The organism is Escherichia sp. MOD1-EC5950, from assembly GCF_002965345.1.
Classification (GTDB): Bacteria; Pseudomonadota; Gammaproteobacteria; order Enterobacterales; family Enterobacteriaceae; genus Escherichia; species Escherichia marmotae.
In genome coordinates, this window is sequence record NZ_PTSR01000025.1 from 33114 (window position 1) to 55296 (window position 22183).

The following is a 22183-nucleotide window of genomic DNA, read 5'->3' on the forward strand; positions in this document are numbered from 1 at the left end:
GAATCCCTCAAAGTAATTTAAAGAGGTCCACAGCAGGTTCTGTCGGGACGCCCTGAACGAAGCATTCCACCCCTGCGGATTTCAGGTCGTTAAATGCCGCGATATCGCCCGCATCCACAGAAACCGTTTTGGCGATTTGCTGTTTACCATTGGCGTAGTGCATATTGCCAACGTTAATGCGGTTAACCGGAACGCCACCTTTAACCAGCGTCAGGAAATCGGCTGGTGTTTTACAAACCAGCAAGATTTTCTGCCGATCAGCAGCGCGGTGGATGTTGTCGATCACTTTTTGTAGTGCCCAGAAACGCACGGCGATCCCTTCTGCCAGCACCATTTCCATCAGGTTTTGTTGTACCGGATCTTCGGCAACCTCATCATTGGCTACCAGAACCAGATTTGCCCCCGCAAATCCAACCCACTGAACGCCGACCTGACCGTGAATCAAGCGTTCATCAATCCGGCTTAAAACAATATTTGGCATAGCGTGTTCCTCGTTTTTGTTATGGCTTACTGGCCTTCACAGGCAGCGTGGTACTGCGCCAGGATGTCCTGAATATGGTTAATAATGAGTGCCCGTGGCGTTGGCTGTAGCTCACCGGAGCGAACTTTTACGTATTGCAGCGGCAGGTACTGGCTGATGAGTGGCTGCGGAATTGGCGCATCTGCCAGGTTGCGGACCAGGTGGGCGAAAGCATCATCAATCTGCCGGTCTGGCCAGTAATAACGCACGCGATCCGAGTAACTGTAGCCGCGTGCCAGACGACGCGCGTTCCCGTCCCCGTGGTAATGGCTTTGCCAGTATTCCGGACGGTCGAGCATCACGTTTTCCAGTACCTGACGCAGACCAGAACAGGCTTTTGCTGGCACCAGTTCTTCTTCGATAGCCGCCAGAGAAAACAGTGCTTCACGTAGGGCGAAGGTCAGCGCCGGGCCAACTTTCAGAATGGCAAAGTGGTCAATGACCAACTGGCGCAGCGATTGCGGTGTTTGATAATCGGTAGAATGAGCTTCGAAAATCAGTGTTTCGTAGTTTTCGACCATCTGACTTAAGGCGATCGCTTTTGCAGGCTGATAATCAATAACGTTGGTGTGATCGAATTCGACGCCGGGTTGTACCACCAGCGCAATAATACGTGGCCAGATGGCATTCAGACCTTGCTTTTCAAAAGCATGACGATGGGCTTCCAGCGTGGTGCGGGCGGCATCCGGTGTAGTCACTGCCAGTTCGCTTAAGGTTTCATGTGCGCCGCCAGGAACCGGAACTTCAGTTCCAATGACATACACCAGATCGGCCTCGCCAAAGTGTTCACGGCAGGTTTCTTCCGCCACTTTCGCCAGGCGAGCGGCGCGTTCAGCAACGATGTCATCGGTTAAGGGGATCGGATCGCCCTGACAGGACATGCTGCAATCAAGGTGAATTTTTTTGAATCCCGCCGTGACGTAGCTTTTTATCAAATCATCGGCATTAGCCATCGCCTGGGTTGCGGGCAGGTTTTGCCAGCGGTTAGGTCCCAGATGATCGCCACCGAGAATTAGCATGTCTTGTGGGAAATTCAGCGAGTCGGCAAGCTGGCAAACAAAGCCGCGAAAATCGGCAGGCGTCATTCCGGTATAACCGCCGAACTGATCCACCTGATTGGACGTTGCTTCAATCAGTAGTGGCGTTTGGTTTGAGAAGGCGTAGCGGATGGCAGCTTCCAGCACCAGCGGATGTGCGGAACAAACGGCATAAATCCCATTTGTTTTGCCCCCTTTGTGCTGCCTCACCATTTCTGTCAGATGTTTCACTTTCCTCTCCAGTTTAGATTACTGCAACCTTGATCTTTCGTTTTGTTTCAATTGATACTGCGTCATGGTGAGATAAAAATAAAACGAAAGATAATGGTTTTCTGATCTGATTCACAAAAGAAACATAATGAAAGCTTCTGAAACGAGGGGCGCTTGCGTCAATGGGCAATGTGGGCTTGCATTTGGTTAATAGAAAGGCGTTAATAAGCAAAACGAAATGAAACGAAAGTTTTACGAAAGGACTTACTATGAGTAATACCGACGCTTCAGGCGAGAAGCGAGTAACAGGCACCAGTGAGAGACGAGAACAGATCATTCAGCGCCTGCGGCAGCAAGGAAGTGTGCAAGTTAATGATCTATCGGCATTGTACGGCGTTTCTACGGTGACGATCCGTAACGATCTGGCATTTCTGGAAAAGCAGGGGATCGCCGTGCGTGCTTATGGTGGCGCGTTGATCTGCGATAGCACGACACCGTCAGTCGAACCTTCGGTGGAAGATAAAAGTGCGCTCAACACTGCGATGAAACGCAGCGTTGCGAAAGCTGCTGTTGAGCTGATTAAGCCTGGCCATCGCGTGATCCTCGACTCCGGAACCACAACCTTTGAGATTGCCCGTCTGATGCGCAAGCATACTGACGTGATTGCGATGACCAACGGTATGAACGTGGCTAATGCTTTGCTGGAAGCTGAAGGCGTTGAGCTACTGATGACCGGCGGGCATTTGCGCCGTCAGTCACAATCTTTTTATGGCGATCAGGCTGAACAATCGCTGCAAAATTACCACTTCGACATGCTGTTTCTCGGTGTAGATGCTATCGATCTGGAGCGCGGCGTCAGTACGCACAATGAAGATGAAGCCCGTTTGAACCGCCGGATGTGCGAAGTTGCGGAACGGATCATCGTGGTCACAGATTCCAGTAAGTTCAATCGCTCCAGTTTACATAAGATCATTGATACCCAGCGGATCGATATGATCATTGTCGATGAAGGCATTCCTGCGGATAGTCTGGAAGGGCTACGAAAGGCCGGGGTTGAGGTGATTCTGGTCGGGGAGAACGCGTCTTCGCTATGACTTACTATGCCCGATAAACGTGTGCCATCGGGCATAATACAAATTGAGTTATCAAGTCACCGGTGCCGGGTTAAACACCGCCAGTTGGTTATGCAGTCCCCATTGGTCTGAGAAGGTTTTCTTCTTCCCGCTGGCAACGTCGAGAATAAAGTGGAACAGTTTCCAGCCCACCTCTTCAATCGTCTCTTCGCCGGTGGCGATGGTGCCCGCATTAATATCCATCAAATCAAACCAACGGTTCGCCAGTTCAGTGCGGGTTGCCATTTTAATGACCGGCACTGCCATCAGGCCGTAAGGTGTGCCGCGACCGGTCGTAAATACTTGAACGGTAATTCCTGAAGCCACCTGTTGGGTGCCACAGACAAAGTCGCTGGCTGGCGTCGCGGCGTAAATTAATCCACGTTTGGTCGGACGCTGCCCTGGCGACAGCACTTCTACAATCGCGCTTTTACCTGATTTGGCAATGGAGCCGAGAGCCTTCTCCACGACGTTTGCCAGACCGCCTTTTTTGTTTCCCGGCGAAGGGTTGGCGCTGCGGTCGGTTTTCCCCATATTGAGATAGTTGTCGTACCATTCCATCTCTTCCAGCAGACGCTTACCGACCTCTTCGTTAACGGCGCGCGGCGTCAGCAGATGAATGGCGTCGCGTACTTCCGTCACTTCCGAGAACATCACCGTTGCACCACAACGCACCAGCAGATCAGACGCATAGCCAACCGCCGGATTGGCTGTTACGCCAGAAAACGCATCGCTGCCGCCGCACTGCATACCAACAACCAGTTCTGAAGCCGGGCAGGTTTCTCGCTGACGTTGATTCAGCTTGTGCAGATGGCGTTCGGCAACCTGCAAAATATCCTCAACCATTGACTGAAAACCGACATGCTTTTCATCCTGCAAGCTGACAATACTGGCGCTTTCCAGTGGAATAGCCTGCACATCGTCCGTACCGACCAGCAGGCGCTCTGGTTGCAATTTCTCGCATCCGAGGCCAATCACCATCACCTCGCCGCCAAAGTTTGGGTTCAGCGAAATGTTGTGAATGGTTCGAATAGGCACCACCGCCGCTGGGGCATTAATCGCCACGCCACAGCCGTACAGGTGATTCAGCCCCACCACACCATCGACGTTCGGGTATTTCGGCAGCAGGTCGCGCTCAATAATTTTCACCACGTAATCGACGACGCCAGCCACACAATGCACGCTGGTCGTGATGCCGAGCAGGTTCTTGGTGCCCACACTGCCATCGGCATTGCGATAGCCTTCAAAGGTATAACCTTCCAGCGGCGGTAAAGGTTCCGGCACTTTGGTTGCCAGAGGCAAAGTATGTAAGGGGGGCGCTTCAGGCAGAACCACCATCGATTCATCGATCCAGCTTCCACGTGGGATGGCGCGCATGGCGTAACCAATCACTTCGCCATAACGAATAATTTCGCCATCAGCAGGAATGTCGATCAATGCGACTTTATGCCCCTGGGGAATATGCTCAATTAATTCCAGGCCGTCCGGAAAACGCGTTCCTGCTTTCAGGCCATTATCATTAACAATAATTGCCACATTATCTGTGTCATGAACTTTTATATAAAACGCAGTCGGCGTTTCTTGTCTTATTTCGATATTGGCCATTGTTCAATATTCTCCAGCCAGGGGGATATTAAAATGAGCATTAGATCTCATTTAAAAATAAATAACTTCATTAGGTGAAATAAGAATGTCAGGAGTTTAACGGTAGAAATGTGATCAATGTCAATCATTTCAGGGATTGCGACGCTACCCGGCAAGGCAAAGCGTAAATCTGTGCTTTAGCGCGCAATGTTATGTGCATATGCTCAAAATAATATTTAAATTACATTATTTAAGTTCGCATTTGCACAATGATTATTATTACCCCGCTGCTTATACTAATTCACGAGGCCATTGTCATAACTATATGAATGGAACTCATAAATAATACCTTCCCAATAATAAAAATCAACATAAGTACCCGAGGTAAATAAAATGATTCTGGACACCATTGAAGAAAAAAAGAAAAGCGTGCATACCCGCTATTTAATATTATTTATTATTTTTATTGTGACAGCCGTTAACTATGCCGACCGTGCAACGCTGTCGATTGCCGGTACTGAAGTAGCAAAAGAACTGCAATTAAGCACGGTTTCGATGGGGTACATTTTCTCCGCTTTTGGCTGGGCCTATCTGCTAATGCAAATCCCTGGCGGCTGGCTGCTGGATAAGTTTGGATCGAAGAAAGTTTACACTTACAGCCTCTTTTTCTGGTCGCTGTTTACCTTCCTGCAAGGCTTTGTCGATATGTTCCCTATTGCCTGGGCAGGGATCTCCATGTTCTTCATGCGCTTTATGTTGGGCTTCTCGGAAGCGCCGTCATTCCCGGCGAACGCCCGTATTGTTGCCGCCTGGTTCCCGACTAAAGAACGTGGAACAGCTTCCGCCATCTTTAACTCGGCGCAATATTTCTCGCTGGCGCTCTTTTCGCCGCTGCTTGGCTGGCTGACTTTCGCCTGGGGCTGGGAGCACGTTTTTACCGTTATGGGGGGGATTGGTTTTGTACTAACGGCGCTGTGGATTAAGTTGATTCATAACCCGACAGACCATCCGCGCATGTCTGCGGAAGAGTTGAAGTTTATCTCCGAAAATGGTGCGGTGGTCGATATGGATCACAAAAAGCCAGGCGGTGCGACAGCAAGCGGTCCTAAGCTGCATTACATCAAGCAATTGCTCTCTAACCGCATGATGCTGGGGGTATTTTTCGGGCAATATTTTATCAACACCATCACCTGGTTCTTCCTCACCTGGTTCCCGATTTATCTGGTACAGGAAAAGGGGATGTCGATTCTGAAAGTCGGCCTGGTTGCGTCGATTCCGGCATTGTGTGGATTTGCTGGCGGCGTGCTTGGGGGTGTCTTCTCGGATTATCTGATCAAACGCGGTTTGTCACTGACTCTGGCACGTAAGCTACCAATTGTGCTGGGAATGTTGCTGGCTTCCACCATCATCTTATGTAACTACACCAACAACACCACGCTGGTGGTCATGCTGATGGCGTTAGCCTTCTTTGGCAAAGGATTTGGCGCACTGGGCTGGCCGGTGGTTTCCGATACCGCACCGAAAGAGATTGTTGGCCTCTGCGGCGGCGTCTTTAACGTCTTTGGCAATGTCGCCTCCATTGTCACTCCACTGGTGATTGGTTACCTGGTTAGTGAACTGCATTCCTTCAATGCGGCGCTGGTATTTGTGGGATGTTCGGCGCTGATGGCAATGGTCTGCTACCTCTTCGTGGTTGGTGACATTAAACGTATGGAATTGCAGAAATAAGCAAAGGTATAAGCGATGAATAACGATATTTTCCCCAATAAGTTCAAAGCCGCGTTGGCTGCGAAACAGGTACAGATTGGCTGCTGGTCAGCACTTTCTAACCCGATCAGCACTGAAGTTCTTGGTTTGGCTGGCTTTGACTGGCTGGTGCTGGATGGCGAACATGCGCCAAACGATATTTCCACGTTCATCCCGCAGTTGATGGCGTTGAAAGGTAGCGCCAGTGCGCCAGTAGTGCGGGTGCCGACCAACGAACCGGTGATTATTAAGCGCCTGTTAGATATCGGTTTTTACAACTTCCTGATCCCCTTTGTCGAAACGGAAGAAGACGCGGTACAGGCGGTAGCATCAACGCGTTATCCACCAGAAGGTATTCGCGGCGTCTCCGTTTCTCATCGCGCCAATATGTTTGGCACCGTACCGGACTATTTCGCCCGGTCGAATAAGAACATCGCCATTCTGGCGCAAATCGAAAGCCAGCAGGGCGTCGATAACGTTGACGCCATCGCTGCGACCGAAGGCGTTGATGGCATTTTCGTTGGCCCCAGCGATCTGGCGGCGGCATTAGATCATCTCGGCAATGCGTCACATCCGGAGGTACAAAAAGCGATTCAACATATTTTCAACCGCGCCAGCGCTTACGGTAAACCCAGTGGCATCCTCGCGCCAGTTGAAGCCGATGCACGCCGTTATCTGGAATGGGGTGCCACATTTGTCGCTGTCGGCAGCGACCTCGGTATTTTCCGCTCCGCCACACAGAAACTGGCAGATGCCTTTAAAAAATAACGACCACCGCAACAAGAGAGATGATTGATATGACTATGAAAGTTGGTTTTATTGGCCTGGGTATTATGGGTAAACCAATGAGTAAAAACCTTCTGAAAGCAGGTTACTCGCTGGTGGTTTCTGACCGTAATCCAGAAGCTATCGCTGACGTGATTACCGCAGGTGCAGAAACCGCGTCTACGGCTAAAGCCATCGCTGAACAGTGCGATGTCATCATTACCATGCTGCCAAACTCTCCGCACGTGAAAGAGGTGGCGCTGGGGGAAAATGGCATCATTGAAGGTGCAAAACCAGGGACGGTATTAATCGATATGAGTTCAATCGCTCCGCTGGCAAGCCGTGAAATCAGCGAAGCACTGAAAGCGAAAGGTATTGATATGCTGGACGCCCCGGTGAGCGGCGGTGAACCGAAAGCCATCGATGGCACCCTGTCAGTGATGGTGGGTGGCGACAAAGCTATTTTCGACAAATACTATGACTTGATGAAAGCGATGGCGGGATCCGTTGTATATACCGGAGAAATCGGTGCAGGCAACGTCACCAAACTGGCAAACCAGGTCATTGTAGCGCTGAATATTGCGGCGATGTCAGAAGCGTTAACGCTGGCAACCAAAGCGGGCGTTAATCCTGATCTGGTTTATCAGGCGATTCGTGGTGGGCTGGCGGGAAGTACTGTACTCGATGCAAAAGCGCCGATGGTGATGGACAGGAATTTCAAGCCGGGCTTCCGTATCGATCTGCATATTAAGGATCTGGCAAATGCGCTGGATACCTCCCATGACGTTGGTGCGCAATTGCCGCTGACCGCAGTGGTCATGGAGATGATGCAGGCGCTGCGTGCCGATGGGCTGGGAACAGCAGACCACAGCGCTCTGGCGTGCTACTACGAAAAACTGGCGAAAGTCGAAGTCACTCGCGAGTGACTTCGTGCCCGGATGGCGTGGTGCAATCCGGGCTGGGAGCCAGGCCGAATAAGAGAAACGCCCTCCGGCGTCATGTGGTAACAGGCAAAGATATGAAAATCGTAATCGCCCCAGACTCTTACAAAGAAAGTTTATCTGCCAGCGAGGTTGCGCAGGCGATAGAAAAGGGATTTCGGGAAATTTTTCCTGATGCACACTATGTTTCTGTTCCCGTTGCTGATGGCGGTGAAGGAACGGTGGAAGCGATGATTGCTGCCACTCAGGGGGCCGAACGTCAAGCCTGGGTTACGGGGCCGCTGGGTGAGAAGGTGAATGCCTGTTGGGGGATCTCTGGCGACGGTAAAACCGCGTTTATTGAAATGGCGGCGGCCAGTGGGCTGGCGTTGGTTCCAGCGGAAAAGCGTGATCCATTGGTGACCACTTCTCGTGGTACGGGTGAGTTAATCTTGCAGGCGCTGGAGAGCGGCGCAACCACTATTATTATCGGCATTGGCGGCAGTGCTACCAATGATGGCGGCGCGGGAATGGTGCAGGCGCTGGGAGCGAAGTTAAGCGATGCCAGTGGTAATGAAATCGGCTTTGGTGGCGGCAGCCTCAATACCCTGAATACCATTGATATCTCTGGCCTTGATCCACGCTTAAAGGATTGTACGATTCGCGTCGCCTGCGATGTCACCAATCCGCTGGTGGGTGACAGCGGCGCTTCACGTATCTTTGGCCCGCAGAAAGGGGCTAATGAAGCCACGATTGTTGAGCTGGACAAGAATCTCTCTCACTATGCTGATGTCATCAAAAAATCGCTGTATGTTGATGTGAAAGACGTCCCCGGATCTGGTGCTGCGGGCGGTATGGGGGCGGCGCTAATGGCGTTTCTTGGTGCAGAGCTAAAGAGCGGCATTGAGATTGTGACTACGGCGTTGAATCTGGAAGAACATATTCACGATTGTACGTTGGTGATCACCGGAGAAGGGCGCATTGATAGCCAGAGTATCCACGGCAAAGTACCGATTGGCGTAGCGAATGTCGCGAAGAAATATCATAAACCGGTAATTGGTATTGCAGGGAGTCTGACGAAGGATGTCGGCGTTGTGCATCAGCACGGCATCGATGCCGTATTCAGCGTGTTGAACAGCATTGTTACCCTGGATGAAGCTTTCAGCGGGGCTTATGACAATATTTACCGCGCTTCACGCAATATCGCCGCCACACTGGCGATTGGAATGCGCAGTGCGGGGTGACAAGGGCGTGCAAACCCTCTATACTTCGCGCCGAAGCTGACCAGACAGTCGCCGCTTCGTCGTCGTCCTCTTCGGGGGAGACGGGCGGAGGGGAGGAAAGTCCGGGCTCCATAGGGCAGGGTGCCAGGTAACGCCTGGGGGGGAAACCCACGACCAGTGCAACAGAGAGCAAACCGCCGATGGCCCACGCAAGTGGGATCAGGTAAGGGTGAAAGGGTGCGGTAAGAGCGCACCGCGCGGCTGGTAACAGTCCGTGGCACGGTAAACTCCACCCGGAGCAAGGCCAAATAGGGGTTCATAAGGTACGGCCCGTACTGAACCCGGGTAGGCTGCTTGAGCCAGTGAGCGATTGCTGGCCTAGATGAATGACTGTCCACGACAGAACCCGGCTTATCGGTCAGTTTCACCTGATTTAACAAAGCCCGTCAGTGCAAGCTGGCGGGTTTTTGCTTTTTGGGGCGGGCGGGAAGATGAATGACTGTCCACGACGCTATACCCAAAAGAACGCGGCCTGTTGGTTTAATATAAACACTCTTTTTAGCCATCCTGTGGTCTATGCTGATAACTTACTTCGAATAGCAATTATTAGTTTTGTGATCCTCAACACAAAATGCTATTCGGTAACCGTAAAACAAGAATAAATCATGGGAAACGATTGCGTTCACAAAATGACGTCCTGCCATTGAGAGGAAAAATGACGTTAATCAATTGTTTTGTTTGTTTAATATATGTTTGTTAGGTTTTAAGCTTTTGCTATAATCAATGTTTCATCTTCAACAAATGGCGCAAAAAAATGTGATGTGCCGCATTATTTATCTATGAAAACGATTTGTTTATAATAAAATTTGATAACTTGCTCATTAAATTTAACTTAAAATTCGTCTGCGAAATACACGGTAATTGATTGAAATATCGTCTAAGCACATTTTCTAATAAGAAAAATCAAGCGTGTTGTTATCGCCATAAAATATGGTTATCCCCCCTTGTTTTTTTGATAAAAGTCAGGCTTTGTGTTGATTTTTATTGTCTAACTCATTGATATTAAATGGATATATCGCTTTAAGGATTTACCTGGAAAACTATTGAAAGTTAATTTGTGAGTGGTCGCACATATCCTGTTCATTCCATTTTGATACAATTCATTCCGTCAATGAGGTAATTAACGCAGGTTGTTATGAGCACTATTCTTCTTCCTAAAACGCAACACCTGGTAGTCTTTCAGGAAGTCATCAGAAGTGGCTCTATTGGATCGGCTGCAAAAGAATTAGGGTTAACTCAACCAGCGGTAAGTAAAATCATTAACGATATTGAAGATTATTTTGGCGTTGAATTAGTCGTTCGGAAAAATACCGGCGTAACGCTGACACCTGCTGGTCAATTGTTGCTCTCTCGTTCCGAATCCATTACCCGCGAAATGAAAAATATGGTTAATGAGATTAGCGGTATGTCCACTGAGGCTGTAGTGGAAGTCTCATTTGGTTTTCCATCGCTGATTGGCTTTACCTTTATGTCCGGGATGATCAACAAATTCAAAGAGGTGTTCCCGAAAGCGCAGGTCTCAATGTATGAAGCGCAACTGTCTTCGTTCTTACCGGCTATCCGCGATGGGCGCCTGGATTTTGCGATAGGTACGTTAAGTGCAGAAATGAAGCTTCAGGATTTGCATGTTGAGCCGCTGTTCGAATCAGAATTCGTGCTGGTTGCCGGTAAGTCCCGAACATGCACCGGCACCACCACGCTGGAGTCTTTGAAGAACGAACAGTGGGTGTTGCCACAAACGAATATGGGATACTACAGCGAGCTACTCACCACGCTACAAAGAAATGGCATCAGTATTGAAAACATCGTTAAAACCGACTCGGTCGTCACCATTTATAATCTTGTTCTCAATGCTGATTTCTTAACCGTTATACCCTGCGATATGACTTCACCTTTTGGTTCTAATCAATTTATTACTATTCCGGTTGAGGAAACGTTGCCGGTGGCACGATATGCCGCAGTATGGTCAAAAAATTATCGTATCAAAAAAGCAGCATCAGTTTTGGTGGAATTAGCTAAAGAGTATTCATCTTATAATGGGTGTCGACGAAGGCAATTAATAGAAGTTGGTTAGTTATTTGTTTTTTATTTAAACATGAATAATCCACCTGTATTTTTACAGGTGTTGGTTACGGTTACCTACAAATTTAATTCAGGCGAAGAGGTTTTATAATGCATATTACATACGATCTGCCGGTTGCTATTGATGACATTATTGAAGCAAAACAACGTCTGGCTGGGCGAATTTATAAAACAGGCATGCCTCGCTCTAACTACTTTAGTGAACGTTGCAAAGGTGAAATATTCCTGAAGTTTGAAAACATGCAGCGTACTGGTTCATTTAAAATTCGAGGTGCATTTAATAAATTAAGCTCCTTAACCGATGCCGAGAAACGCAAGGGGGTAGTGGCCTGTTCGGCGGGCAACCATGCACAAGGGGTTTCGCTTTCCTGTGCGATGCTGGGGATTGATGGTAAAGTCGTGATGCCGAAAGGCGCGCCAAAATCCAAAGTTGCGGCAACGTGTGACTACTCCGCTGAAGTCGTACTGCATGGCGATAACTTCAACGATACCATCGCCAAAGTAAGTGAAATTGTCGAAACGGAAGGTCGCATCTTTATTCCCCCTTATGATGATCCGAAAGTCATTGCCGGCCAGGGAACGATTGGTCTGGAAATTATGGAAGATCTCTATGATGTCGATAACGTAATTGTACCAATTGGCGGTGGTGGTTTAATTGCCGGTATTGCAGTGGCGATTAAATCTATTAACCCAACTATCCGTGTTATTGGTGTGCAGTCAGAAAACGTTCACGGTATGGCGGCTTCTTTCCACTCGGGAGAAATAACCACGCACCGAACTACCGGCACCCTGGCGGATGGTTGTGATGTCGCTCGCCCGGGTAATTTAACTTACGAAATCGTTCGTGAATTAGTCGATGATATCGTGCTGGTTAGCGAAGACGAAATCAGAAACAGTATGATTGCCTTAATTCAGCGCAATAAAGTCGTCACCGAAGGCGCGGGCGCTCTGGCATGTGCTGCATTATTAAGCGGTAAATTAGACCAATATATTCAAAACAGAAAAACCGTCAGTATTATTTCCGGCGGTAATATCGATCTTTCCCGCGTCTCTCAAATCACCGGTTTCGTTGGCGCTTAATTAATTCGTTGAGGATAGGATATGAGTACTTCAGATAGCATTGTATCCAGCCAGACAAAACAATCGTCATGGCGTAAATCAGATACCACATGGACGTTAGGTTTGTTTGGCACGGCAATCGGCGCCGGGGTGCTGTTCTTCCCTATCCGCGCAGGTTTTGGCGGACTAATTCCGATTCTGCTGATGTTGGTATTGGCATACCCAATCGCGTTTTATTGTCACCGGGCGCTGGCGCGTCTGTGCCTTTCCGGCTCTAACCCTTCCGGCAACATTACGGAAACGGTGGAAGAGCATTTTGGTAAAACCGGCGGCGTGGTCATTACGTTCCTGTATTTCTTCGCGATTTGCCCACTGCTGTGGATTTATGGCGTTACCATTACCAACACCTTTATGACTTTCTGGGAAAACCAGCTCGGCTTTGCGCCACTGAATCGCGGCTTTGTGGCGCTGTTCCTGCTGCTGTTGATGGCCTTCGTCATCTGGTTTGGTAAGGATCTGATGGTTAAAGTAATGAGCTACCTGGTATGGCCGTTTATCGCCAGCCTGGTGCTGATTTCTCTGTCGCTGATCCCTTACTGGAACTCTGCGGTTATCGATCAAGTTGATCTCGGTGCGCTGTCGTTAACGGGTCATGATGGCATTCTGATCACCGTCTGGTTGGGGATTTCCATTATGGTCTTCTCCTTTAACTTCTCGCCAATCGTCTCTTCCTTCGTGGTTTCTAAACGTGAAGAGTATGAGAAAGATTTTGGACGCGACTTCACCGAGCGTAAATGTTCACAAATTATCTCTCGTGCCAGCATGTTGATGGTTGCGGTAGTGATGTTCTTCGCCTTTAGCTGCCTGTTTACACTTTCTCCGGCGAATATGGCGGAAGCGAAAGCGCAGAATATTCCGGTACTTTCTTATCTGGCTAACCACTTTGCGTCCATGACCGGCACCAAAACGACGTTCGCTATTACGCTGGAATATGCGGCTTCCATCATCGCACTGGTGGCTATCTTCAAATCTTTCTTCGGTCACTATTTGGGGACGCTGGAAGGTCTGAACGGTCTGATTCTGAAGTTCGGTTATAAAGGTGACAAAACCAAAGTGTCGCTGGGTAAACTGAATACTATCAGTATGATCTTCATCATGGGCTCTACCTGGGTTGTCGCCTACGCCAACCCGAACATTCTGGACCTGATTGAAGCGATGGGTGCGCCGATTATTGCCTCACTGCTGTGCCTGTTGCCGATGTACGCCATTCGTAAAGCGCCGTCTCTGGCGAAATACCGTGGTCGTCTGGATAACGTGTTTGTCACCGTGATTGGTCTGCTGACCATCCTGAACATCGTATACAAACTGTTTTAATCTGTAACTCAGGATGAGAAAAGAGATGAATGAATATCCGGTTGTTTTAGTTATTAACTGTGGTTCGTCTTCAATTAAGTTTTCTGTGCTGGATACCTCAGACTGTGAAGTATTAATGTCAGGTATTGCCGATGGTATTAACTCGGAAAATGCATTCTTATCCGTAAATGGAGGAGAGCCAGCACCGCTGGCTCACCACAGCTACGAAGGTGCATTGAAGGCAATTGCATTTGAACTGGAAAAACGGAATTTAAATGACAGAGTGGCCTTAATTGGCCACCGTATCGCCCACGGCGGCAGTATTTTTACCGAGTCCGCCATTATTACCGATGAGGTCATTGATAATATCCGCCGTGTTTCCCCGCTTGCGCCGCTGCATAATTACGCCAATTTAAGTGGTATTGAATCGGCACAGCAATTATTTCCAGGTGTAACTCAGGTGGCGGTATTTGATACCAGCTTCCATCAGACAATGGCTCCAGAGGCTTATTTATATGGCCTGCCGTGGAAATATTACGAAGAGCTTGGCGTGCGTCGTTATGGCTTCCACGGAACCTCGCACCGCTACGTTTCTCAGCGCGCCTATTCGCTGCTGGATCTGGCGGAAGATGACTCCGGTCTGGTGGTCGCGCATCTTGGCAATGGTGCATCTATCTGTGCAGTTCGCAATGGTCAGAGCGTGGATACCTCAATGGGAATGACGCCGCTGGAAGGGTTGATGATGGGCACGCGCAGTGGTGATGTTGACTTCGGTGCGATGTCCTGGGTGGCGAGTCAAACCAACCAGAGCCTGGGCGACCTGGAACGCGTGGTAAATAAAGAGTCGGGATTATTAGGTATTTCCGGTCTTTCTTCCGACTTGCGCGTACTGGAAAAAGCCTGGCATGAAGGCCATGAGCGTGCACAACTGGCAATTAAAACCTTTGTTCACCGAATTGCCCGCCATATTGCCGGACACGCTGCCTCATTACATCGCCTGGATGGAATTATATTCACCGGTGGAATAGGGGAGAACTCAAGTTTAATTCGTCGTTTGGTTATGGAACATTTAGCTGTATTAGGAGTAGAGATTGATACAGAAATGAATAATCGATCTAACTCTTACGGTGAACGAATTATTTCCAGTGAAAATGCGAGCGTAATTTGCGCCGTTATTCCGACCAACGAAGAAAAAATGATTGCCTTAGATGCGATTCATTTAGGCAAAGTAAACGCCCCCGCAGAATTTGCATAATTTAGTTGAAGTATTGTAGAGAGATTATTTTTCATGAAGGTAGATATCGATACCAGCGATAAGCTGTACGCCGACGCATGGCTTGGCTTTAAAGGTACGGACTGGAAAAACGAAATTAATGTCCGCGATTTTATTCAACACAACTATACACCTTATGAAGGGGATGAATCTTTCCTTGCCGAAGCAACGCCTGCAACCACGGCGTTGTGGGAAAAAGTAATGGAGGGCATTCGTATCGAAAACGCGACCCACGCGCCGTTAGATTTCGATACCAATATTGCCACCACCATTACCGCTCATGATGCGGGATATATTGATCAGCCGCTGGAAAAAATAGTGGGTCTGCAAACGGATGCGCCGTTAAAACGCGCGCTGCATCCGTTCGGTGGCATTAATATGATTAAAAGTTCATTCCACGCGTATGGCCGTGAAATGGACAGCGAATTTGAGTACATCTTTACCGATCTGCGTAAAACCCATAACCAGGGTGTATTTGATGTTTATTCACCGGATATGCTGCGCTGCCGTAAATCTGGGGTACTGACCGGTTTGCCGGACGGTTATGGTCGCGGACGTATTATCGGAGACTATCGCCGCGTGGCGTTGTACGGCATCAGCTATCTGGTGCGTGAACGCGAACTGCAATTTGCCGATCTTCAGTCTCGTCTGGAAAAAGGCGAAGATCTGGAAGCCACTATCCGTCTGCGTGAAGAACTAGCAGAACATCGTCGTGCGCTGTTACAGATTCAGGAAATGGCAGCGAAATATGGCTTTGACATTTCCCGTCCGGCGCAAAATGCGCAGGAAGCGGTGCAATGGCTCTATTTCGCCTACCTAGCGGCGGTGAAATCGCAAAACGGTGGTGCGATGTCTCTTGGTCGTACCGCGTCGTTCCTCGATATCTACATTGAACGCGACTTTAAAGCCGGTGTGCTCAATGAGCAGCAGGCGCAGGAACTGATCGACCACTTCATCATGAAGATCCGCATGGTGCGCTTCTTGCGTACACCAGAATTTGATTCGCTGTTCTCCGGCGATCCAATCTGGGCTACGGAAGTGATTGGCGGGATGGGGCTGGATGGCCGCACACTGGTGACCAAAAACTCCTTCCGTTATCTGCATACCCTGCACACTATGGGGCCAGCACCGGAACCTAACCTGACTATTCTGTGGTCGGAAGCGCTGCCGATTGCCTTCAAAAAATATGCGGCGCAAGTGTCTATCGTCACCTCTTCCTTGCAGTATGAAAACGACGATCTGATGCGCACTGACTTCAACAGCGATGATTACGCGATTGCCTGCTGCGTCAGCCCAATGGTGATTGGTAAGCAGATGCAGTTCTTCGGCGCACGCGCTAACCTGGCGAAAACATTGCTGTATGCAATCAACGGCGGGATGGACGAGAAGCTGAAGATTCAGGTGGGCCCGAAAATGGCTCCGCTGATGGACGACGTGCTGGACTACGACAAAGTGATGGATAACCTCGACCACTTCATGGACTGGCTGGCGGTGCAGTACATCAGCGCGCTGAACCTCATCCACTACATGCATGACAAGTACAGCTACGAAGCCTCGCTGATGGCACTGCACGATCGTGATGTTTATCGCACGATGGCATGCGGGATTGCTGGCTTGTCGGTGGCGACGGACTCCTTGTCCGCAATTAAATATGCTCGCGTGAAACCGATTCGTGACGAAAACGGTCTGGCGGTGGACTTCGAAATTGACGGTGAATATCCGCAGTACGGCAACAACGACGAGCGCGTAGACAGTATTGCCTGCGACCTGGTTGAACGCTTTATGAAGAAAATTAAAGCGCTACCAACCTATCGTAACGCCGTGCCGACCCAGTCGATTCTGACGATCACCTCAAACGTCGTGTATGGACAGAAGACCGGTAACACGCCGGACGGTCGTCGTGCGGGTACTCCGTTTGCCCCTGGCGCTAACCCGATGCACGGTCGTGACCGCAAAGGGGCCGTGGCTTCGCTGACCTCTGTGGCGAAACTGCCGTTCACCTACGCCAAAGACGGTATTTCGTACACCTTCTCAATTGTCCCTGCGGCGTTGGGCAAAGAAGATCCGGTACGCAAAACCAACCTTGTCGGTCTGCTGGATGGCTATTTCCACCACGAAGCGGATATCGAAGGCGGTCAACATCTCAACGTCAACGTTATGAACCGGGAAATGTTGTTGGATGCCATCGAGCACCCGGAAAAATACCCTAACCTGACAATCCGTGTCTCTGGCTACGCTGTGCGCTTCAACGCGCTGACCCGTGAACAGCAACAGGATGTGATTTCACGTACCTTTACCCAGGCGCTCTGACGCCGGAGGATGTATGAAAAAAATTATCGAAACGCAACGTGCCCCGGGGGCAATCGGCCCTTATGTTCAGGGTGTGGATTTAGGCAGCATGGTCTTCACTTCCGGGCAAATTCCGGTTTGCCCGCAGAGCGGCGAGATCCCGGCTGATGTGAAAGATCAGGCACGTTTAAGCCTGCAAAACGTCAAAGAGATTGTTGTCGCTGCCGGTTTGTCCGTGGGCGATATCGTCAAGATGACGGTATTTATCACCGATCTGAACGACTTCGCCACCATCAATGAAGTCTATAAGCAGTTCTTTGATGAGCATCAGGCGACCTACCCGACCCGTAGCTGCGTGCAGGTCGCGCGTTTGCCGAAAGATGTGAAGCTGGAAATCGAAGCTATCGCAGTACGTAGCGTGTAAAGCCCGGAGTGGGGCGGCCGCAGAGTCGTCCCACTCCTCTTCACAGAGTGGCAATCCGAGAGTGTGGTTATGATTAGTGCATTCGATATTTTCAAAATTGGTATTGGTCCCTCCAGTTCGCATACCGTGGGGCCAATGAATGCTGGAAAAAGTTTTATCGATCGGCTGGTAAGTAGTGGTTTATTAACCGCAACGAGCCACATTGTGGTCGATCTTTACGGGTCGTTGTCACTGACGGGCAAAGGCCATGCCACGGATATCGCTATCATCATGGGACTGGCAGGGAACAGTCCGCAGGATGTTGTTATTGATGAGATCCCTGCATTTATTGAACTTGTGACGCGCAGTAGTCGACTCCCGGTGGCGGCAGGCGCACATGTGGTTGATTTTCCTGTAGCAAAAAACATTATTTTTCATCCGGAAATGTTGCCGCGTCATGAGAACGGAATGCGGATTACTGCCTGGAAAGGGCAGAAAGAACTCTTAAGCAAAACCTATTATTCTGTCGGCGGCGGTTTTATTGTTGAAGACGAACACTTCGGCCTGACGCATGATGTCGAAATGCCAGTACCTTATGACTTCCATTCGGCAGGCGAACTGCTGAAAATGTGTGATTACAATGGGCTGTCTATTTCTGGTCTGATGATGCAAAACGAACTGGCGTTGCGCAGCAAAGCGGAAATTGACGCTGGTTTTGCGCGTATCTGGCAGGTGATGTCTGACGGTATTGAACGCGGCATGAATACCGAAGGCGTATTGCCTGGCCCGCTCAATGTCCCACGCCGGTCGGTGGCGCTGCGCCGCTTGCTGCTTTCTAGTGACAATATCTCTAACGATCCAATGAATGTGATCGACTGGATCAATATGTTTGCTCTGGCGGTCAGTGAAGAAAACGCCGCTGGTGGACGTGTAGTGACGGCACCCACTAACGGCGCTTGCGGTATTATTCCGGCGGTGCTGGCCTATTACGATAAATTCCGCCGTCCGCTCAATGAGCGCTCTATCGCTCGTTTTCTACTGGCGGCTGGTGCTATCGGCGCGCTATATAAAATGAATGCCTCCATTTCCGGTGCGGAAGTGGGGTGTCAGGGGGAAATTGGCGTGGCCTGTTCGATGGCAGCGGCAGGGCTAACCGAACTGCTGGGCGGTAGCCCGGCTCAGGTGTGTAATGCGGCGGAAATCGCCATGGAGCATAACCTTGGGCTGACCTGCGATCCGGTAGCCGGGCAGGTGCAAATTCCGTGTATTGAGCGGAATGCGATTAATGCCGTGAAAGCGGTGAACGCAGCGCGGATGGCGATGCAGCGTACCTCTGCACCACGTGTTTCGCTCGATAAAGTGATCGAGACGATGTATGAGACTGGCAAAGATATGAACGATAAATACCGCGAAACTTCACGCGGAGGACTGGCTATTAAAGTGGTCTGCGGCTGACATTGTTGTCAGCTTTCATCCTTGGGTGCACAAAATGTGCACCCTTTTTTATTGTGATCTACCGCAAATAGAGAATAACCATTTCCTATTTATCGATTTGGTAGAAAATTATTATCCATCACCGTTATTTCAAAGTCTTGATTGTGAAGATTTTCTCTGACCTCACGCGTATCATTTCTTTATTCTAATAACTCGCCTGCAAAAAACGTAGACCGCATATCGCCTTGATGCGGCTCGGAAAAAAATAATAAGCCCTACAAAATATTGAGCGAGAAATTATGGAAATTGCATCGAATAAAGGCGTTATTGCAGACGCTTCGACCCCGGCGGGTCGTGCTGGAATGAGCGAAAGTGAGTGGCGTGAAGCAATCAAATTCGACAGTACCGACACCGGTTGGGTGATTATGAGTATTGGGATGGCGATTGGCGCGGGGATTGTTTTTCTCCCGGTGCAGGTCGGTTTGATGGGATTGTGGGTATTTTTGCTCTCATCAGTGATTGGTTACCCGGCAATGTATCTGTTTCAGCGGTTGTTTATTAATACGCTGGCCGAATCGCCGGAGTGTAAAGATTATCCGAGCGTCATCAGTGGCTATTTAGGCAAAAACTGGGGCATCCTGTTAGGTGCACTTTATTTCGTGATGCTGGTGATCTGGATGTTCGTCTATTCCACCGCCATCACCAACGATAGTGCCTCCTATCTGCATACTTTTGGCGTGACCGAAAGCGTGCTGTCAGACAATCCGTTTTATGGACTGGTACTGATTTGTATTCTGGTGGCGATCTCCTCACGCGGCGAGAAACTGTTATTCAAAATTTCAACCGGCATGGTGCTGACCAAACTGTTGGTAGTCGCGGCATTAGGCGTGTCGATGGTCGGAATGTGGCATCTGTATAACGTGGGTTCGCTGCCGCCGCTGGGGCTGCTGGTGAAAAACGCGATTATTACGCTGCCGTTTACTCTGACCTCAATCCTGTTTATTCAGACTTTAAGCCCGATGGTGATTTCCTATCGCTCGCGGGAAAAATCGATTGAAGTGGCGCGACATAAAGCGCTACGGGCAATGAACATTGCATTTGGCATTTTGTTCGTCACTGTCTTTTTCTATGCCGTGTCGTTCACCCTGGCGATGGGACATGACGAAGCGGTAAAAGCCTATGAGCAGAATATTTCTGCCCTGGCGATTGCCGCGCAGTTTATTAGCGGTGATGGCGCAGCGTGGGTAAAAGTGGTCAGCGTCATTCTCAATATCTTTGCCGTAATGACCGCGTTCTTTGGCGTCTATTTAGGCTTTCGCGAAGCCACGCAAGGGATAGTAATGAACATCCTGCGCCGCAAGATACCAGCCGAGAAGATTAACGAAAATCTCGTCCAGCGCGGCATCATGATTTTCGCTATTTTACTGGCCTGGAGCGCCATCGTACTGAACGCGCCGGTGTTGAGCTTCACCTCTATCTGTAGCCCGATTTTCGGCATGGTGGGGTGCCTGATCCCGGCGTGGCTGGTTTACAAAGTACCGGCATTGCACAAATACAAAGGTGCCTCTCTGTACCTGATTATCGTCACCGGTTTGTTGCTCTGTGTTTCACCGTTCCTGGCATTTTCTTGATTTACCTGAAATTTTAAGGTTTTTATTATGTTTAATTCGACTTTAAATCCGTTATGGCAGCGTTACATCCTCGCAGTACAGGAGGAGGTAAAACCGGCGCTGGGATGTACTGAACCTATTTCACTGGCGCTGGCAGCGGCGGTTGCTGCGGCAGAACTGGAAGGTCCGGTTGAACGTGTAGAAGCCTGGGTTTCGCCAAATCTGATGAAGAACGGTCTGGGGGTCACCGTTCCCGGTACGGGAATGGTGGGGCTGCCGATTGCAGCGGCGCTGGGAGCGTTAGGCGGAAATGCCAAAGCTGGGCTGGAAGTGCTGAAAGATGCGACAGCACAGGCGATTGCCGATGCCAAAGCGTTGCTGGCGGCGGGAAAAGTGTCGGTTAAGATCCAGGAGCCTTGCGATGAAATCCTCTTCTCTCGCGCCAAAGTCTGGAGTGGTGAGAAGTGGGCTTGTGTCACCATCGTCGGCGGACATACCAACATTGTGCATATTGAGACGCACAATGGCGTGGTGTTTACTCAGCAGGCGTGTGTGGCCGAGGGCGAGCAAGAGTCGCCGCTGGCGGTGCTGTCTAATACGACGCTGGCAGAGATCCTGAAGTTCGTCAATGAAGTGCCGTTTGAGGCGATTCGCTTTATTCTCGATTCTGCGAAGTTAAATTGCGCATTATCGCAGGAAGGTTTAAGCGGTAACTGGGGGTTGCATATTGGCGCGACGCTGGAAAAACAGTGTGCACGCGGTTTGCTGGCGAAAGATCTCTCTTCGTCAATTGTGATTCGTACCAGCGCGGCATCTGATGCGCGTATGGGCGGCGCAACGCTTCCGGCGATGAGTAACTCGGGTTCTGGTAATCAGGGGATCACCGCGACAATGCCTGTGGTAGTGGTAGCGGAACACTTCGGTGCTGATGATGAGCGTCTGGCGCGCGCGTTGATGCTTTCGCATTTGAGCGCGATTTACATCCATAACCAGTTGCCGCGATTGTCTGCGCTGTGTGCTGCAACGACGGCTGCAATGGGGGCCGCCGCCGGGATGGCATGGCTGGTGGATGGGCGTTATGAAACGATCTCAATGGCGATCAGCAGTATGATCGGTGATGTTAGCGGTATGATTTGCGATGGCGCATCGAACAGTTGTGCTATGAAGGTTTCGACCAGTGCTTCGGCAGCATGGAAAGCGGTGTTAATGGCGCTGGATGATACCGCCGTGACCGGCAATGAAGGCATTGTGGCGCATGATGTTGAGCAGTCGATTGCCAATCTGTGTGCGCTGGCAAGCCATTCGATGCAGCAAACGGATCGGCAGATTATCGAGATTATGGCGAGCAAGGCCAGATAAGCGCCGGATTTCGGATGTCATACCTGATGCCGGATGCGATGCTGGCGCATCTTATCCGGCCTACGGGTTGTGCAATTTGTTGGTTTTGTTGGGTTTTGTACCCGGTGCCGGATGCGATGCTGGCGCATCTTATCCGGCCTGCGG

Annotated in this window: 17 protein-coding genes and 1 other RNA gene; 15 read left to right on the top strand and 3 right to left on the bottom strand. The window is 49.9% G+C overall.

The window, feature by feature from the left end; translation table 11 throughout:
* Nucleotides 1–7: 7 nt before the first annotated feature.
* Both agaV and kbaZ read right to left on the bottom strand, forming a co-directional pair.
* Nucleotides 8–481, bottom strand: a complete 474-nt coding sequence (agaV, locus tag BEA93_RS19550) for a PTS N-acetylgalactosamine transporter subunit IIB (protein ID WP_016249235.1) — start codon at nt 479–481, stop codon at nt 8–10.
* A 26-nt stretch (nt 482–507) separates the two neighbouring features.
* Nucleotides 508–1788: a tagatose-bisphosphate aldolase subunit KbaZ gene (gene kbaZ / locus BEA93_RS19555; RefSeq protein ID WP_016262581.1), complete on the bottom strand. Its 1281-nt coding sequence runs from the start codon at nt 1786–1788 to the stop codon at nt 508–510.
* A 248-nt stretch (nt 1789–2036) separates the two neighbouring features.
* Here kbaZ and agaR point away from each other — a divergent pair, with 248 nt between their 5' ends.
* Nucleotides 2037–2861 carry an aga operon transcriptional regulator AgaR gene (gene agaR, locus BEA93_RS19565; RefSeq protein WP_000072182.1) on the top strand — a complete coding sequence of 275 codons (825 nt, stop codon included), beginning with the start codon at nt 2037–2039 and terminating at the stop codon, nt 2859–2861.
* Nucleotides 2862–2912: 51 nt separating this feature from the next.
* Here the strand turns inward: agaR and garD are convergent, their stop codons facing one another.
* Nucleotides 2913–4484: a galactarate dehydratase gene (gene garD / locus BEA93_RS19570; protein WP_001273732.1), complete on the bottom strand. Its 1572-nt coding sequence runs from the start codon at nt 4482–4484 to the stop codon at nt 2913–2915.
* A 372-nt stretch (nt 4485–4856) separates the two neighbouring features.
* On the opposite strand from garD, the gene garP reads away from it, so the two are divergent.
* The 14 genes from garP to cyuA all read left to right on the top strand — a co-directional run bounded on the left by garP (nt 4857) and on the right by cyuA (nt 22039).
* Nucleotides 4857–6191 carry a galactarate/glucarate/glycerate transporter GarP gene (garP, locus tag BEA93_RS19575; protein WP_000599621.1) on the top strand — a complete coding sequence of 445 codons (1335 nt, stop codon included), beginning with the start codon at nt 4857–4859 and terminating at the stop codon, nt 6189–6191.
* Between the two features lie 15 nt (nt 6192–6206).
* Nucleotides 6207–6977: a 2-dehydro-3-deoxyglucarate aldolase gene (gene garL / locus BEA93_RS19580; RefSeq protein ID WP_105224983.1), complete on the top strand. Its 771-nt coding sequence runs from the start codon at nt 6207–6209 to the stop codon at nt 6975–6977.
* 29 nt (nt 6978–7006) lie between these two features.
* Nucleotides 7007–7900: a 2-hydroxy-3-oxopropionate reductase gene (gene garR / locus BEA93_RS19585; protein WP_000178109.1), complete on the top strand. Its 894-nt coding sequence runs from the start codon at nt 7007–7009 to the stop codon at nt 7898–7900.
* Nucleotides 7901–7992: 92 nt separating this feature from the next.
* A complete protein-coding gene (gene garK, locus BEA93_RS19590; protein WP_105224984.1) occupies nt 7993–9138 on the top strand; it encodes a glycerate 2-kinase in 1146 nt (381 codons plus the stop codon).
* 32 nt (nt 9139–9170) lie between these two features.
* Nucleotides 9171–9547, top strand: an RNA gene (gene rnpB, locus BEA93_RS19595) — RNase P RNA component class A.
* Between the two features lie 765 nt (nt 9548–10312).
* The gene (gene tdcA / locus BEA93_RS19605; protein ID WP_000104220.1) at nt 10313–11251 is read left to right on the top strand and encodes a transcriptional regulator TdcA; all 939 of its coding nucleotides are present in this window, start codon (nt 10313–10315) and stop codon (nt 11249–11251) included.
* Between the two features lie 98 nt (nt 11252–11349).
* Nucleotides 11350–12339 carry a bifunctional threonine ammonia-lyase/L-serine ammonia-lyase TdcB gene (tdcB, locus tag BEA93_RS19610; protein ID WP_000548354.1) on the top strand — a complete coding sequence of 330 codons (990 nt, stop codon included), beginning with the start codon at nt 11350–11352 and terminating at the stop codon, nt 12337–12339.
* Nucleotides 12340–12360: 21 nt separating this feature from the next.
* On the top strand, nt 12361–13692 hold the full coding sequence (gene tdcC / locus BEA93_RS19615) for a threonine/serine transporter TdcC (RefSeq protein ID WP_000107717.1): 1332 nt from the start codon (nt 12361–12363) through the stop codon (nt 13690–13692).
* A 25-nt stretch (nt 13693–13717) separates the two neighbouring features.
* Nucleotides 13718–14926: a propionate kinase gene (gene tdcD / locus BEA93_RS19620; RefSeq protein ID WP_010379154.1), complete on the top strand. Its 1209-nt coding sequence runs from the start codon at nt 13718–13720 to the stop codon at nt 14924–14926.
* 33 nt (nt 14927–14959) lie between these two features.
* Nucleotides 14960–17254 (top strand): 2-ketobutyrate formate-lyase/pyruvate formate-lyase, encoded by a 2295-nt coding sequence (gene tdcE / locus BEA93_RS19625; RefSeq protein ID WP_001517141.1) that lies wholly within the window; start codon nt 14960–14962, stop codon nt 17252–17254.
* A 13-nt stretch (nt 17255–17267) separates the two neighbouring features.
* A complete protein-coding gene (locus BEA93_RS19630; RefSeq protein ID WP_000719985.1) occupies nt 17268–17657 on the top strand; it encodes an enamine/imine deaminase in 390 nt (129 codons plus the stop codon).
* Nucleotides 17658–17726: 69 nt separating this feature from the next.
* Nucleotides 17727–19091: an L-serine ammonia-lyase gene (gene tdcG, locus BEA93_RS19635; protein WP_000622150.1), complete on the top strand. Its 1365-nt coding sequence runs from the start codon at nt 17727–17729 to the stop codon at nt 19089–19091.
* A gap of 278 nt (nt 19092–19369) precedes the next feature.
* Nucleotides 19370–20701, top strand: coding sequence for an amino acid permease (locus BEA93_RS19640; protein ID WP_000401606.1), 1332 nt, complete (start codon nt 19370–19372; stop codon nt 20699–20701).
* A gap of 27 nt (nt 20702–20728) precedes the next feature.
* A complete protein-coding gene (gene cyuA, locus BEA93_RS19645; protein WP_000483437.1) occupies nt 20729–22039 on the top strand; it encodes a cysteine desulfidase in 1311 nt (436 codons plus the stop codon).
* The last annotated feature ends 144 nt before the right edge of the window (nt 22040–22183 follow it).

Coding starts and splice junctions, on each gene's coding strand:
- garD (WP_001273732.1), bottom strand. CDS start 4,484: ATGGCCAATATCGAAATAAGACAAGAAACGCCGACTGCGTTTTATATA.
- agaV (WP_016249235.1), bottom strand. CDS start 481: ATGCCAAATATTGTTTTAAGCCGGATTGATGAACGCTTGATTCACGGT.
- cyuA (WP_000483437.1), top strand. CDS start 20,729: ATGTTTAATTCGACTTTAAATCCGTTATGGCAGCGTTACATCCTCGCA.
- BEA93_RS19640 (WP_000401606.1), top strand. CDS start 19,370: ATGGAAATTGCATCGAATAAAGGCGTTATTGCAGACGCTTCGACCCCG.
- garP (WP_000599621.1), top strand. CDS start 4,857: ATGATTCTGGACACCATTGAAGAAAAAAAGAAAAGCGTGCATACCCGC.
- agaR (WP_000072182.1), top strand. CDS start 2,037: ATGAGTAATACCGACGCTTCAGGCGAGAAGCGAGTAACAGGCACCAGT.
- tdcE (WP_001517141.1), top strand. CDS start 14,960: ATGAAGGTAGATATCGATACCAGCGATAAGCTGTACGCCGACGCATGG.
- garR (WP_000178109.1), top strand. CDS start 7,007: ATGACTATGAAAGTTGGTTTTATTGGCCTGGGTATTATGGGTAAACCA.
- tdcB (WP_000548354.1), top strand. CDS start 11,350: ATGCATATTACATACGATCTGCCGGTTGCTATTGATGACATTATTGAA.
- garK (WP_105224984.1), top strand. CDS start 7,993: ATGAAAATCGTAATCGCCCCAGACTCTTACAAAGAAAGTTTATCTGCC.
- tdcC (WP_000107717.1), top strand. CDS start 12,361: ATGAGTACTTCAGATAGCATTGTATCCAGCCAGACAAAACAATCGTCA.
- BEA93_RS19630 (WP_000719985.1), top strand. CDS start 17,268: ATGAAAAAAATTATCGAAACGCAACGTGCCCCGGGGGCAATCGGCCCT.
- garL (WP_105224983.1), top strand. CDS start 6,207: ATGAATAACGATATTTTCCCCAATAAGTTCAAAGCCGCGTTGGCTGCG.
- tdcG (WP_000622150.1), top strand. CDS start 17,727: ATGATTAGTGCATTCGATATTTTCAAAATTGGTATTGGTCCCTCCAGT.
- tdcA (WP_000104220.1), top strand. CDS start 10,313: ATGAGCACTATTCTTCTTCCTAAAACGCAACACCTGGTAGTCTTTCAG.
- tdcD (WP_010379154.1), top strand. CDS start 13,718: ATGAATGAATATCCGGTTGTTTTAGTTATTAACTGTGGTTCGTCTTCA.